This is a genomic window from Luedemannella flava, from assembly GCF_039528515.1.
In the GTDB taxonomy this organism is placed as follows: Bacteria; Actinomycetota; Actinomycetes; order Mycobacteriales; family Micromonosporaceae; genus Luedemannella; species Luedemannella flava.
On sequence record NZ_BAAALT010000013.1, the window covers coordinates 82,381 to 96,225 of the forward strand.

12 protein-coding genes are annotated in these 13,845 nt (G+C 71.9%); 7 read left to right on the top strand and 5 right to left on the bottom strand.

Translation table 11 applies throughout. The annotated features are described in order from the left end of the window. Positions 1–182: 182 nt before the first annotated feature. From ABD211_RS03565 to ABD211_RS03580, 4 genes are all read right to left on the bottom strand, one after another. On the bottom strand, positions 183–860 hold the full coding sequence (locus ABD211_RS03565; RefSeq protein ID WP_344126147.1) for a PaaI family thioesterase: 678 nt from the start codon (positions 858–860) through the stop codon (positions 183–185). Next, positions 857–1,030 carry a hypothetical protein gene (locus ABD211_RS03570; protein WP_344126149.1) on the bottom strand — a complete coding sequence of 58 codons (174 nt, stop codon included), beginning with the start codon at positions 1,028–1,030 and terminating at the stop codon, positions 857–859. Before ABD211_RS03570 ends, ABD211_RS03565 begins: the two co-directional genes overlap by 4 nt. Positions 1,031–1,545: 515 nt before the next feature. After that, positions 1,546–1,872, bottom strand: a complete 327-nt coding sequence (locus ABD211_RS03575; RefSeq protein ID WP_344126151.1) for a plasmid stabilization protein — start codon at positions 1,870–1,872, stop codon at positions 1,546–1,548. A 73-nt stretch (positions 1,873–1,945) separates the two neighbouring features. After that, a complete protein-coding gene (locus tag ABD211_RS03580; RefSeq protein ID WP_344126153.1) occupies positions 1,946–4,009 on the bottom strand; it encodes an MMPL family transporter in 2,064 nt (687 codons plus the stop codon). Positions 4,010–4,142: 133 nt separating this feature from the next. On the opposite strand from ABD211_RS03580, the gene ABD211_RS03585 reads away from it, so the two are divergent. From ABD211_RS03585 to ABD211_RS03605, 5 genes are all read left to right on the top strand, one after another. Continuing rightward, positions 4,143–4,979 carry a DUF4097 family beta strand repeat-containing protein gene (locus ABD211_RS03585; RefSeq protein ID WP_344126156.1) on the top strand — a complete coding sequence of 279 codons (837 nt, stop codon included), beginning with the start codon at positions 4,143–4,145 and terminating at the stop codon, positions 4,977–4,979. After that, positions 4,976–5,620, top strand: a complete 645-nt coding sequence (locus ABD211_RS03590) for a PadR family transcriptional regulator (RefSeq protein WP_344126158.1) — start codon at positions 4,976–4,978, stop codon at positions 5,618–5,620. The genes ABD211_RS03585 and ABD211_RS03590 overlap by 4 nt, the downstream gene beginning before the upstream one ends. A gap of 22 nt (positions 5,621–5,642) precedes the next feature. Further along, a complete protein-coding gene (locus tag ABD211_RS03595; protein ID WP_425560332.1) occupies positions 5,643–6,470 on the top strand; it encodes a response regulator transcription factor in 828 nt (275 codons plus the stop codon). A 58-nt stretch (positions 6,471–6,528) separates the two neighbouring features. Then, on the top strand, positions 6,529–8,043 hold the full coding sequence (locus ABD211_RS03600; RefSeq protein WP_344126178.1) for a sensor histidine kinase: 1,515 nt from the start codon (positions 6,529–6,531) through the stop codon (positions 8,041–8,043). A gap of 185 nt (positions 8,044–8,228) precedes the next feature. Continuing rightward, complete coding sequence (locus ABD211_RS03605; protein WP_344126162.1) at positions 8,229–9,665, top strand: S1C family serine protease; 1,437 nt, start codon at positions 8,229–8,231, stop codon at positions 9,663–9,665. Between the two features lie 63 nt (positions 9,666–9,728). Here the strand turns inward: ABD211_RS03605 and glpK are convergent, their stop codons facing one another. Continuing rightward, positions 9,729–11,210, bottom strand: coding sequence for a glycerol kinase GlpK (glpK, locus tag ABD211_RS03610; RefSeq protein WP_344126164.1), 1,482 nt, complete (start codon positions 11,208–11,210; stop codon positions 9,729–9,731). Positions 11,211–11,618: 408 nt separating this feature from the next. Here glpK and ABD211_RS03615 point away from each other — a divergent pair, with 408 nt between their 5' ends. Next, entirely contained in the window at positions 11,619–12,134 is a 516-nt protein-coding gene (locus ABD211_RS03615; RefSeq protein ID WP_344126166.1) for a hypothetical protein, read from the top strand. Between the two features lie 88 nt (positions 12,135–12,222). Continuing rightward, positions 12,223–13,782 (top strand): M50 family metallopeptidase, encoded by a 1,560-nt coding sequence (locus ABD211_RS03620; protein WP_344126168.1) that lies wholly within the window; start codon positions 12,223–12,225, stop codon positions 13,780–13,782. Positions 13,783–13,845: the final 63 nt, after the last annotated feature.

Sequence of the window (13,845 nt, forward strand, 5' to 3'; positions counted from 1 at the left end):
ACTCGTTCGGGCCGAAGCCCACAAGCGGGTTGTCCTGCGAATTTGTCGCCTGGGTCGACACGGCCCTAATCGCCTCTTCCACCGAACACGGCTCCGCCACACAAGGCGGGAATCTGAATGCGGGTTAAAGGCTACGCGTTAGTGTCCGTCCCGGCATCGCGGCCGGCTCCCCGTGTCGCGGTTCACACCACGGGAATCGCGATCCAGGTACTGAGGGCGCGGGCGAGTGGTACGCCCGTCCCGTCGTACAGCGTGGTCCTGACCCGCGCTTTTCGTCCCTCCTCGTCGAGCACCTCTCCCATGATCACACATCGGCTGCCGGGTTCCGGCGGCTTTACGACGCTCGCCGTGATCCGTCCCAGCACGTACGGGCGGGCCTCCAGCGGGACCGCCCAGCCGCCCGGGCAGTCCAGCGCCGCCCAGACCAGCACCTCGTCCACGTCGTCGGGCACCACCCAGGGCGTGGCCGTGCGGGTGTCGTCGACCCGACCCGGGAACAGTCGCAGCCCGTCGCCGGGCGCCCGGTCGGGCCCGCACACGAAGCACGTGGGGAACGGGTGTTCCGCGAACCCGGCGTAGCTTTCCGCGGCCTCCTCGGCGGCCGCCCATGACACGGGCGCCACCAGCGCCTCGTCGCCGAGCTCAGCGGGGGACGCGTCGGCGATGAGCTGCCCCTCCGGATCCGTGAGGGCGACCCCCGCGTCCGTCGGCGCGACGTCGAGCCGCGTGTCCAGCGGCGGCGGCCGGCGCAGCGTCACCATCGCCCCGCCCGGCGCGCCGAGCTCGCGCGCCAACAGGCCCGCCGTGTACCCGCCGTTGGCCGAGCCCGGCGGCCCGTTGAAGCGGAAGTCAATGATCATCGGTCGGCCCTCCGGATCACGTGCTTGAGTCCCGACCAGACATCGTCGACCGCGCACACCTTCACGTCCACCCGCCCGTGATCGAGCGCCCAGGCACCATCGAGCAGGACAAGATCCACCGCCCGCACCCCCAACGTCGTCTCGAGCGCGGTCCCGGAGTACCCCGCCACGCCCCGATCGTATGCCCGCCCACCACCCCAAGATCGGCGGTAACTATGCATGAGGCGGTCCGGTTCGGGTGACGTGCGCCGGCCGGCGCCTCGTCGGTCGCTGGGGCGTGTCGCGTCTCCGGGCGGCGATCATGATGGGCGTTCGGGAGGAGTGGTCGGCGTCCGAAGCGCGAAACCGTTGTGTGCCGCGGTTTCCGACCCGGTAACCGCTCAGGTTGCCGCGCGCCGGGGTGGAGATCGCCGTCTCCGGTACCAGCGCGTAGTCGCAGCAGTGGCCGGTGCAGGGTTCTGGCTCATGATCGCTGAACGCGGTGCGAACGTGTGGTCCGCGACCCCGGGAAAGCGACATTTCGCCCTTCGCTTGTCGCGTTGATCCGTGTCTCGTGTGCAGGAGTGCAGCCCAGCCACACTTCCGCACACAAGACGCCGATCTTGGGTGCGTTGAGCGCTGAGACCGCCGATCCCGACAGGTTCCGCTCGCCGCCCACCTGAACGGTCACCATGTGGCGGCACGGTCAGCGGCCCACGGCCTTCTCCAGTTCGGCTTTGGTCATCGTGCTGCGGCCGCGGATGTTCTTGCGCTTCGCCTCCTCGTAGAGCTGGTCGCGGGTGCGTCCACCAGGCCCTGAGTGGGAGCGGAGGCCGCCTCGGCGGCCGGAGGAGATGTCCTTCTTCGACAGGCGGCTGGAGGTCCTGGCCTCGCCTGCGCGGGCGCGCTCCTTGTTGACCGTACGGGCGGCGATCTCCTCCGCCACGTCCTCGGACTCGCCGCGCTTCTTCACGCCGGCCTTGATGTGCTGGTACTGCCGTTCGCGCTTCTCGCTCCACGCTTGCTGTGGCATGACGACTCCTTCCCTGATGAAGGAGCCCATGCCCCGCCCCGCCCGGGTCAAACCCGGGCGGGGCGGGGCCGGATCACTTGCCGAGCGCCGAGGGCCACCAGACCTTGCGGCCGACGTCCAGGGACAGCGCCGGGACGACCAACGTCCGCACGATCAGGGTGTCCAGCAGCACGCCGACGGCCACGATGATGCCCATCTGCAGCAGCGAGACCAGCGGCAGGACGGCCAGCACGGCGAACGTGGCGGCCAGCACGATGCCGGCGCTGGTGATGACGCCGCCGGTGACGGTGAGGGCGTGCAGGACGCCCTCGCGGTGGCCGAGCGTGGCCGCCTCCTCGCGGGCGCGGGTCATCAGGAAGATCGTGTAGTCGACGCCGAGCGCCACGAGGAAGAGGAACGCCAGCAGCGGCATGCTCAGGTCGATCTTCGGGTAGTCGATCGCCCAGAAGATCAGCGCGGCGGCGCCCAGCGCGGCGCCGAACGACACGACCACGCTCGCGATGAGCAGCAGCGGCGCGACGACCGCCCGCAGCAGCACCACGAGCACCCCGAACACGACGAGCAGGATCAGCGGGATCACCAGGCGGTTGTCGTGCGAGGCCGCCCGCGCGGTGTCCAGCTGGGTGGCCGTGTCGCCGCCCACCAGCGCGTCGCCGCCCGGCACCGCGTGCACGGCGGCCCGGATGTCGTCGACCGCCCGCTCGGCCGCCGGGCTGTCCGGCGGGTCGGCGAGCACCGCGTCGATGCGGACCCAGGTCCCGTCGCGTGACGGCACCGCGTCGCGCACCGCGGCCACGCCGGGCACCGCCTTCGCCGCGTCGGCCACCGGCGTCGCGGCCGCCGACCGGGCGACGATCTGCACGGGCGACGACGTGCCGCTCGGGAAGTGTTCCTCGACGAGCTTCTGCCCGGTGACCGAGCCGACCTCCTTGGTGAACGCCTCCGACTGGGGCAGGCCCAGGGTCAGGGTGGTGACGCCGATCGTGAGCAGCAGCAGCGCGGCCGTGGTGACCGTCCACAGCATCCGCGGGCGCCGCCCGACCAGCGCCGCGACCTTCTGCCAGATGCCGTGCTCCTCGGCGATGTCGTGCGCGGCGGCGTCCTCGCTGAAGCGGGGGACGAACGGCCAGAACAGCCACCGGCCGCAGATCACCAGCAGCGCCGGGAGCAGGGTGATCATCGCGAGCAGGGCGGCCGCCACGCCGACCGCGCCCACCGGGCCGAGCCCGCGCAGGCTGTTGAGCTGGGCGGCGAGGAGGCAGAGCAGGCTGATGACGACCGTGGCCGCCGACGCGAGGATCGCCGGGGACGACCGGCGCAGCGCCTCGCGCATGGCGTCGTGCCGGTCGCGGTGGCGGCGCAGCTCCTCGCGGTAGCGGGCGATCAGGAGCAGGGCGTAGTCCGTACCGGCGCCGAACACGAGGACCGTCATGATGCCCTGCGACTGCCCGCTGACGGTCAGCCCGGCGTGCTTGGCGAGCAGGTAGACGGCGGCGGACGCGAGCTGGCTCGCGACACCTACGGTGAGCAGCGGGACGATCCACAGGACCGGGCTGCGGTAGGTGATGAGCAGCAGCAGGGCCACCACGCCGGCGGTGACGAACAGCAGGGTGGAGTCGATGCCGGCGAACGCGTCGACGATGTCGTCGACCGCGCCCGCGCCGCCCGTCAGGGCCGTCCGCAGGCCGGGCTCGGCGCCCGTACCGGCGACGTCTTTGATCTTTTCGACGGACGCCGCGAGGGCGTCCTGGTCGCCGGCGACCAGGAACGAGACGATCGCGGCCTTGCGGTCGTCGCTGACGATGACCTGGCTGACCCGGCCGGCCTCGGCGAGCGGGGCGAAGGCGGCGGCGTCGGCGGTGGCCTTGGCCAGGTCGGCCGGGGTGAGGCCGGTGTCGCGGGCGTAGACGACCACGGCGGGGAGCTGTTCGGCACCGGCGAACTCGCGGGTCGCCAGCTCGTACGCCCGGGTGGCCTCGGCGCTGTTGGGCAGGAAGCTGATGGCGTCGTTCTTCTCGACGTCGGTGAGCTTGCCGGCGAGGGGGAACGCTACGGCGGCGATGGCGACCCAGATGAGCACCACGAGCCACTTCGACCAACGGCCGGCGACGGCGCCGGCCGGGAACCTTGCTGACATGACCGTCCTTGGGGGTGGGTGATCTACCGAGCCTATTCGTAGCCGGCGGCACATCGGATGGGTGTCGCGATGTATCGCGTGTTAGGATACGATGTATCGCGACGGTCAGACACCCCTCGCCCGGAGGCCAACCATGACAACCTGGACCATCAACGAACCGCGTCGGCTGCCGCTCGACGGTGCCGTGTCGCGCCTGGACGTGTGGCTCGCCATGGGCCGGCTCAACGTCGTCGGCACGGACGGCCCGCCGAGCGTCACGGTCAAGGCCGTCGGCAGCAAGGGCCTGACCGTCAGCCTCGACGACGGCGAGCTCTCCGTCCGGCACGACATCGCCCCCTCCAAGCTGCGCCCGATCGTCGGCTGGTGGTTCTTCGGCGGCAAGCGGCGCTACAACGCCGAGGTGACGATCGCCGTCCCGACGACCGCGGCCGCCAGCCTCACGGTCATCTCCGGCAGCCTCACGGCGTCCGGCCTGCGCAACGGCGCCAAAGCGGACGTCGTCAGCGGCTCCATCACCCTGTTGGGGCTCGACGGGCAGGTGCACGCCACGGCGGTGTCCGGCTCGGTGGAGGCCCTCGGCGTCGGCGGCGACCTCATCATGGAGACCGTCTCCGGCGAGATCGTGCTCGGGGACTCCTCGGCGCACCGGGTCAAGGCGCGCACCATCTCCGGCGCGGTGACGTGCGACCTGGACAACCCGAAGGCGCGCGACATCCGGATCGACACCACCTCCGGCGAGATCCTCGTCCGGGTCCCCGAGGACGCCGACCTGCACGTCGACCTCAACGCCACCAGCGGCCGCGTCTCCAGCGCCTTCCCGCAGATCGCCCCCATGGGCATGCACGGCGCGCGGTACGCGCGGGGACGCCTCGGCGCGGGCACCGGCCAGTTGTCCGCGTACGCGATCTCCGGCAACGTGTCCCTGCTGGCGCGACCGACCGAGGACTTCTCCGAAGGGGATCAGGCATGAGTGCCGTATTCAGCCATGGCCGGCTGCGGTTGTACCTGCTCAAGCTGCTGGGCGGCGGGCCCAGGCACGGGTACGAGCTGATCCGCCTGCTCGAGAACCGCTTCCTCGGCCTGTACGCGCCCTCGGCCGGCACGATCTACCCCCGCCTCGCCCGGATGGAGGCCGATGGCCTGGTCACCCACACCGCCGCCGGCGGCCGCAAGGTCTACGAGATCACCGAGGCCGGCCGGGCCGAGCTCGCCCAGCGGGCCGACGAGCTGGCCGCGCTGGAGGCCGAGATCCACGCCTCCGTGGCCGACCTCGGCGCGGTCGCCGAGGAGATGGAGCGGGGTGTGCAGGGCTCCGTGCGCGACCTCAAGAAGGAGCTGCGCGCCGCCGCGCGGCAGGTGCAGACACCACGCACGCAGGAATGGAAGCAATGGCGCGCGGAGTGGCAGCGCGGCACGCAGTACGGTGCCCCGACCACGCCGCCGCCCGCCTCGCCCGGGACGGTCACGGACGTGGAGCGCGCCGCCGAGCTGCTGGTCGCCGAGGTGCGGGACGCGGTGGCACGCGGGCGCGGCACGCCGGATAATCTGCGGGTGGCCGCCGCGTTGATCGATTCGGTCCGCGACCAGGTGCGCCGCCTACTCGGTGAGTAGCCGCGGGAGTACTGTCCGAGAAATGGCCGCGTTCTCAGGAACTTCTCAGAGAAAGCCAAGCCCTGGCACAGCCGACCGGGCCACGATGGTCGGCATGGGAGTCACGGACGGTGTGGTGCAATCCGGGGTCACCGCCACGTCGGGCCCCCGGTTCGGAGAAGCGCAGGCTCGCGCGCGGCTGCTCGTGGTGGAGGATGATCCAAACATCCTGGAGCTGCTCTCAGCGAGCCTGCGCTTCGCCGGGTTCACGGTGACGACCGCCACCAACGGCGCCGACGCGGTCAGCGTCGCCCGGGCCGACAAGCCCGACCTCATGGTCCTCGACGTGATGCTGCCCGACCTCGACGGCTTCGAGGTCATCCGGCGGCTGCGCGACAACGGGGTGCGCACGCCGGTGGTGTTCCTGACCGCCCGCGACGGCACCGAGGACAAGGTCCGCGGCCTCACCCTCGGCGGCGACGACTACGTCACCAAGCCGTTCAGCCTCGAAGAGCTCACCGCGCGCATCCGCGCCGTGCTCCGCCGCACGATCGGTGAGCAGGAGGACACCTCCCGGCTCACCTTCGCGGATCTCGAACTCAACGAGGAGACCCACGAGGTACGCCGTTCCGGCGAGCGGGTGCTGCTGTCCCCGACGGAGTTCAAGCTGCTGCGCTACCTCATGCGCAACGCGGGTCGCGTGCTGAGCAAGGCGCAGATCCTCGACCACGTCTGGCAGTACGACTTCCGCGGCGACGACGGCATCGTCGAGTCCTACATCTCGTACCTGCGCCGCAAGGTCGACAACGTCGAGCCCCGACTGATCCACACCCTGCGCGGGGTGGGTTATGTCCTACGACTCCCGTCCTGATCCTGACGTGAGCACAGCGCCACCCCGTGTCCCGCTGCGGGTCAAGCTCACCGTCGCGATGCTCGGCCTGGTCGCGGCCGCCGTTGTCGTCATCAGCGTCGCCAGCACGTTCCTCATGCGCGACTACCTGATCGACCGGATCGACACCCACCTGGCGGAGCGGGCGAACTCCTTCATCCTGCTCGACGAGCGCGGTCGCGCGCCCACCCAGCAGGCCGTCTGCCTCGCCGACTACGACCCGGCCAGCGTCGAGATCGCGCTGATCTACCAGAACGAGGCGTGCGGGGTGCGCCCGTTCCTGCCCATCGGGTACGACGACGCCAGCGCGCCCGAGCTGCCCAAGGACCGCGCGGCGGCCCGCGAGGTCGCCGGCGAGCTGCGCACCGTCCACTCGACGGACGGCAACCTGCGCTGGCGCGTCGTCACGCTGCCGCTGCGCGGCGGTCAGGTCGTCACCCTGGCCGAGGATCTGTCCATGGTGGAGCACGCGATCGGCCGGCTGGTCATCATCCAGCTGCTGGTCGGCGCCGCCGTCCTGATCACCATGGCCACGGCGGGCGGCTGGGCGGTGCGGCGCAGCCTGCGGTCCCTGGGCGTCATCGAGCGGACGGCGGCCGCGATCGCCAGCGGCGACCTGCGCCAGCGCGTGCCCGACCTGGGGTCAAAGACCGAGGTCGGCCGGCTGGCCGGCGCGCTGAACGTGATGCTGGCGCAGATCGAGCAGGCGTTCACCGCGCGGGCCGAGTCGGAGGCGCGGGCCGTGCGCTCGGAGGAGCGGATGCGCGAGTTCGTCGCCGACGCCTCCCACGAGCTGCGTACCCCCCTGACCACGATCCGCGGCTTTGCCGAGCTGTACCGGCAGGGCGCGACCGACGACCCGGCCGCCGTGCTCAGGCGCATCGAGGACGAGGCCGCGCGGATGGGCCTGCTCGTCGAGGACCTGCTGCTCCTCGCGCGCCTGGACCGGGAGCGCCCGCTGCAGATGAAGCCCGTGCCCCTGACCGGGCTCGTCACGGACGCGGCCGCGGCCGCCCGCGCGGTCGCCCCCGATCGGACGATCGAGGTGGAACTTCCGGCGGCCGACCCGGTGGTGGTCGGCGACGAGCCGCGCCTGCGGCAGGTGATCGGCAACCTGGTGACGAACGCCCTCACCCACACTCCCGCCGGGACCCCGGTGACGCTGCGGCTGCGTGGTGAAGCTGGTGCCACCGGGGCCGACGGGACCGCCGTGATCGAGGTCAGCGACGCCGGCCACGGCCTCACCGCCGAGCAGGCCGAGCGCGTCTTCGAGCGGTTCTACCGGGTCGACAAGGCCCGTACGCGCCAGGCGGCGAGCGCCGCGGCCGGGCCCAAGGGGTCCCCGCACAGCGGCACCGGCCTGGGCCTGGCGATCGTGGCGGCGCTGGTCGCCGCGCACGACGGCGCCATCGAGCTGGACACCGCCCCCGGCGTGGGCGCGACGTTCCGGGTGCGGCTCCCGCTGGCCCCCGTCGGCACAGCCTGTGACTCACAGCTAACTTCCAGTCTGATTCCAGCGCCACCGCAGTCCGGTCGGGCAAGCTTCTACCCATGAACGAGAACCAGCCCCCCTTCGGATCGGAGTCGAGCGGCGCGGCGCAGGGCTCCGCCTGGACGCAGCCGCCGGCGAGCCCAGGCACGTCCCACCCGGCCCCCACTTCGTCGGAGGCGCCGGCCACCGCGCAGCCCGCGGCCCTGGCCGCCGCGCAGCCGGCATCACCCGCCCCGGGAGAGGCTGGCGTGACCGAGCCCGTCCGCGACGCGGCGCCCGTCTCCTCCTCCGACGCGTCCCCCGTCGCGGCGCCGGCACGGCCGCACAACCCGCAGCCGCAGAGCCCGTGGCAGCAGCCCGGCCCGGCGACGTCCACGTGGCCGACCTCGCACGGCACGCCGCAGGCGCCCCCGCCGAGCCCGTACGCGAACCCGGCGACCACGCACGTCTACCCGCAGCCGGCCTACGGCCAGCCGACGACGGGCCAGCCCGCCTACGGCCAGCCGTACGGGCAGACCGGCTACGGTCAGTCCGGCTACCCCCACACCGGGGCGCCGGTGACGGGTCAGCCGACGACGGGGCAGATCCCGCCGTGGGCGACGAACACGACGCAGCAGCCGAAGAAGCCCTCGCGCGCCGGCCGGATCATCGGCGTCGGCCTGGCCGTGGCGGTGCTCGCCGGCGGGTTCGGCGTCGCGGGTGGGTACGTGGGCGCGGCGCTGCAGGACAGCGGCGGCACCTCGATCACCAAGGTCTTCGGGTCGGCCCCGGTCGTCGACCGATCCTCGCTGGCGGACATCGCCGCGAAGGTCCAGCCGAGCGTCGTGCACATCATGACCGACTCCGGCGAGGGCTCCGGCATCGTGATGACGAGTGACGGCTACGTCCTCACCAACAACCACGTGATCGCGGGCGCCAAGAACAACACGGTGACGGTGGGCTTCAGCAACGGCAAGAAGGCCAAGGCGACGATCAAGGGCACCGACCCGCGCACCGACGTCGGCGTCATCAAGGTCGAGGGTGTCTCGGACCTGACCGCCGCCGAGTTCGCCGACAGCGACGGCGTGCGGGTGGGCGACACGGTCCTGGCGATCGGCAGCCCGCTCGGCCTCGAGGGCTCGGTGAGCGCGGGCATCGTGAGCGCGCTGCACCGCACCATCTCGGTCGGCGGCGAGCAGCAGTCGCCGTTCGAGCAGGGCACGGGCACCACGACGATCGGTGACGCCCTGCAGACCGACGCGGCGATCAACCCGGGCAACTCCGGCGGCGCGCTGGTGAACACCGAGGGCAAGGTCGTCGGCGTGAACACGGCCATCGCCACCGGCGGCTCGTCGAACAACGGCAACATCGGCGTCGGCTTCGCGATCTCGTCGAACAAGGCGAAGAGCGTGGCGGACCAGATCATCAAGGGCATCAAGGTCAGCCACCCGTACCTCGGGGTCAAGGTGACCGACGCCGAGACCGGCGGCGCGAAGGTGACGTCGGTCGAGACCGGCAGCCCGGCCGACAAGGCGGGCCTCAAGGTCAACGATGTGGTGACCAAGGTCGGCGGTCAGACCGTCGGCGGCAGCGAGGACCTGGTCGCCGCGGTGCAGGCCGGCACGGTGGGCCAGAACCTCACGTTGACCGTGATCCGTGGCGGCAGCGAGCAGACCCTGACGGCGACACTCGGCGAGGCGCCGTAACCCGTACCTTCCTTCTCCTCCCAGAACGCGGGCGGCACCGACCGGTGCCGCCCGCGTCGCTGTTCAGATCCAGTCGAGGGTGCGGGCCACGGCCTTGCGCCAGCGCTTCTCGGCGGCCTCCCGCGTCGGCGTGTCCATCGCCGGTTGCCAGGTGCGTTCGGCGCGCCAGTGGGTGCGCAGCTCGTCGGTGCCGGACCAGAAGCCGACCGCCAGGCCGGCCGCGTAGGCCGCCCCGAGGCAGGTCGTCTCGATGACCTCGGGCCGGGTGACCGGGATGTCGAGCACGTCCGCCTGGATCTGCAGGAGCAGGTCGCTGGCCGTCATGCCGCCGTCGACCCGCAGGCCGGCCAGGGGCAGGCTCGCGTCGTCGGCCATCGCGTCGGTCACCTCCCGCACCTGCCACGCGGTCGCCTCCAGGGCGGCGCGGGCCAGGTGGGCGCGGGTGACGAAGCCGGTGAGCCCCGCGATGACGCCCCGCGCGTCGGAGCGCCAGTGGGGCGCGAACAGGCCCGCGAAGGCCGGCACGATGACGCACCCGCCGCTGTCCGGCACCGTGGCGGCCAGGGTGTCCACTTCGGAGGCGTGGGTGATGATGCCGAGGTTGTCGCGCAGCCACTGGATGAGCGCGCCGGTGACGGCGATGGAACCCTCCAGGGCGTACGCGGCGGGCGCGGTGCCGAGCTGGTAGCCGACGGTGGTGATCAGCCCGGCCCGGCTGCGCACCGGCCGGTCGCCGGTGTTGAGCAGCAGAAACGATCCGGTGCCGTACGTGCACTTGGCGTCGCCGGCGTCGAAGCACGCCTGGCCCACGAGCGCGGCGTGCTGGTCGCCGAGCGCCCCGGACACGGGCACGCCGGCCAGCGGCCCGCGACTGACGCCGTACACCTCGCTGGACGGCCGGATCTCGGGCAGCGCCTCGACAGGGATGTCGTACGTGTCGAGGAGCAGCGGGTCCCAGCCGAGCGTGGAGAGGTTCATGAGCATGGTGCGGCTCGCGTTGGTCACGTCGGTGACGTGCCGGCCGGTGAGCTTCCAGATCAGCCACGTGTCGACGGTGCCGGCGAGCAGCTCGCCGACCACGGCCCGGCGCGCGAGTTCCGGGTACTCGTCAAAGATCCAACGCAGCTTGGCGGCGGAGAAGTAGGTGGCCAGGGGCAGCCCGCACCGGTCGCGGAAGCGGTCCTGCCCGCCCTGCGCGGCGAGCTTCGCGATGATCCGGTCGGTGCGGGTGTCCTGCCACACGATGGCCGGGTGCACGGGCTCGCCGGTCGCCTTGTCCCAGACGACGATGGTCTCGCGCTGGTTGGTGATGCCGATCGCGGCGACGTCGCCAGCCGTGGCGCCGGCCGCCGCCACCGCCTCCTCGACGCACTCGACCACGTTGCGCCAGATCTCGGCCGCGTCGTGCTCGACCCACCCCGGGCGCGGGAAGATCTGCCGGTGCTCCCTGCGGGCCACCGCCACGGGCCGCCCACCCTGGTCGAACACCATGCACCGCGACGACGTCGTCCCCTGGTCGATGGCGACCACAAACCGTGCGCTCACGTCGCCAGTCTCATGGCCCCGCGCCGCCCTGTCATCCCGCCGCGCCGCCTGGAACATCCGTGACGGAACGTGATACTTCCGCCGGCTGACCGTGGCCCACGGACCCCACTTTGCTCTGCTACCCCATAGGAATCGGTCACTGTGCGTGATCCCGTCAATCTTGGCGGATCCAGATCGGACAGTCATAAACACAGGTCAGACCGCTGCTTCCTATAGGGAAGCAGAGCAAAGTGGGTGGGGTGGTGAAGGTCCGCGGTGAGCGAGGCCGCCGCCAGGATTACGCAACGTGATACCCCTGCGAGTACGGAGCGTGAGCGTTCGTTTCGAGCTGGGGTCGGGTCCGGATGGGTGTGCTAGATTGCCGCCGAATTCAGGTCCAGCGATGTCGCAGCGGTGAAGGTCGGGCTCATGGCCACGAGGAACATGGTGCGCGCGGCGGTCGCCGCGCTGGTGCTGGCGACGCTCGCCAGCTGTGGCGGCGAGACGCCGCCGCCGGCCAACAACAACGGTGGCGCGGCCTCGGACGCGCCGATCGGCATTCTCAAGAGCGCGACCGACGGGCTTGTCGTGTTCATCGGCAACCAGTGCGCCGACGCGGCGTACCCCACGCGCGTCACGGTGAACAACGTCGACCAGGCGTCCAGGAACCAGAAGGACCCGGCCGTCTGGGACATCTCCACCAGCGAGCCGAACCTGTTGGCCTCCCTGGTGATCGGCAAGCTGCCGTACGGCTTCAACGAGGTCAGCAACCAGATCAAGGACCAGGGCGTCGGGCCGGTGGTGCGGGTGCAGGTCGTCGCGAACGGCGCCCAGGCCGGCATTTTCGACACCGCGAAAGTTGCCGACGGTCAACTGATCGACGCACGTGGCTCGATCACCACGGTTGACGAGTTCCGTAAGCGCTGGGGTTGCGGCGGCAAGTAGTGCCGAACTGACTCCTATGTGACCGCGACTCGCAAACCGTCGCCTACCCCGCCTACTCTGCAGCCTGGCATCGATGGAGGGCAGTGGCGTGGCAGGCGGCGGAAGCCAGTTCAGCGTGTGGGAGGCGCTCGCGGGGCGAGCGCCCGGTCAGCCGTTGGGGCCGGCCGATCCGGGGCTGTGGGCGGCGGTGGCCGAGCGCGTCAACCCCACCAAGGCCCGGCCGCAGTTGCGCGACGGCATCGAGCGGGCCGACCTCGTCAGCGTCCGCGGCGTCGCCTACGTCATGCTCCGCTCGCCCGACCACGGCAACGGGCGCAAGGGCACCGCGCCCTGCTACCTGCGGCTGGCGCCCGAGGAGGTGGCGCTCGCCGAGCTGATGGACGGCACCCGCACGTTGGCGCGGCTCGTCGCCGACTTCGCGCGGATCAGCGGGCAACTGGCACCCGACCGGGTGCGCCGCATCGTGGCCGACCTGGCCGGCAACCGGATGCTCGAGGAGCTGCCGGTCGACGCGTTCAAGCCGCTCGACCGGGTGCGCCGGGCGCCGTGGCCGCTGCGCCTGGGGCGCGCGATGCTCGCCTTCGCGCAGGGCCGCCGCATGATCGTGGCCAACATCGACCCGGTGCTGTCGTTCGCGTACCGGGCCGGGGGCCGGCTGCTGTTCACCCGGCCCGTGGCCGTGCTGCTCGCCACGGTTGCCCTCGTGGGTCTGGGCGCCTTCGGATGGCTGTGGTGGGGCGGTGAGCACTCGGTCTTCCTCAACGGCCAGTCGTACCTCACCGGGGCGGCGCTGCTGCTGGGGCTCAACGTGCTCGCCCTGGCCTGTCACGAGATCGGGCACGGCCTGGCCGCGAAACACGCCGGCCGGCGCGTGCCCGTCGCCGGCTTTCTCGTCTACTTCGGCATCCCGAGCGTCTTCGTCGACACCACCGACGTGTGGATGGGCGGGCGGCGCGCCCGGATCCGCACCACCGTCGCCGGGCCCGCCGCCGGGCTCGTCCTCGCGGGGACGTCCGCGATTGTCGGGGTGGTGAACCCGGCGCTCGCGCCGTGGTGCTTCAAGCTCGCCTTCGCCTGGTACGTCAACGCGCTGTTCAACCTCAACCCGTTCCTCGCGCTGGACGGCTACTACCTCGTCATGGACTGGCTCGAGGTGCCCAACCTGCGCGCCCGCGGCCTGGCCTGGGTGGCGGCCCGGTTGCGTCGGCGCCCGCCGCGCTGGCGGTCGCTCGACCGCGAGGGCCGCCTCGTCGCGCTCTACGGGCTGCTCTCCATGGCCTGGTTGGTCATCGCCGTGAACATCGCCTACCGCGTCTACGTCGACCGCGTGTCCGGCCTTGTCGTCGGGCTGTGGCGAACGGGCCTGCTGGCCCAGCTCGTGGTGGTCGCGGTGGTCGCCGCCCTGTCGTCACCGATGATCTATCTGTTGGGTACGTGGCTGAACCGGCACCGCCGACGGTGGGCCGACCGGCGCCGCGAGCGGCGCGACGCGAACGACCTGCCCCGGCGGGAGAACGCCCTGCGGCACTCCAGCCTCGGCGAGCTGTCGCCCAACGCGCTCGCCGACCTGGCGGCCCGCGCCACCTGGGTGCACCCGCGCCCCGGGGAGCAGCTCATCGCCGCCCGCCAGCCGGTACCCGCCGTCTAGCTCGTCGTCGACGGCCCGCTGGAGGACCGCGCGCCGGGCGACCCGGGTGGAACCGTGCGCGAG

Bases quoted from the DNA above. Each gene is read 5' to 3' on its own strand.
- ABD211_RS03600 (WP_344126178.1), top strand. From the start codon at position 6,529: ATGCTCGGCCTGGTCGCGGCCGCCGTTGTCGTCATCAGCGTCGCCAGC.
- ABD211_RS03590 (WP_344126158.1), top strand. From the start codon at position 4,976: ATGAGTGCCGTATTCAGCCATGGCCGGCTGCGGTTGTACCTGCTCAAG.
- ABD211_RS03580 (WP_344126153.1), bottom strand. From the start codon at position 4,009: ATGTCAGCAAGGTTCCCGGCCGGCGCCGTCGCCGGCCGTTGGTCGAAG.
- ABD211_RS03585 (WP_344126156.1), top strand. From the start codon at position 4,143: ATGACAACCTGGACCATCAACGAACCGCGTCGGCTGCCGCTCGACGGT.
- ABD211_RS03615 (WP_344126166.1), top strand. From the start codon at position 11,619: ATGGCCACGAGGAACATGGTGCGCGCGGCGGTCGCCGCGCTGGTGCTG.
- ABD211_RS03595 (WP_425560332.1), top strand. From the start codon at position 5,643: ATGGCCGCGTTCTCAGGAACTTCTCAGAGAAAGCCAAGCCCTGGCACA.
- ABD211_RS03575 (WP_344126151.1), bottom strand. From the start codon at position 1,872: ATGCCACAGCAAGCGTGGAGCGAGAAGCGCGAACGGCAGTACCAGCAC.
- ABD211_RS03565 (WP_344126147.1), bottom strand. From the start codon at position 860: ATGATCATTGACTTCCGCTTCAACGGGCCGCCGGGCTCGGCCAACGGC.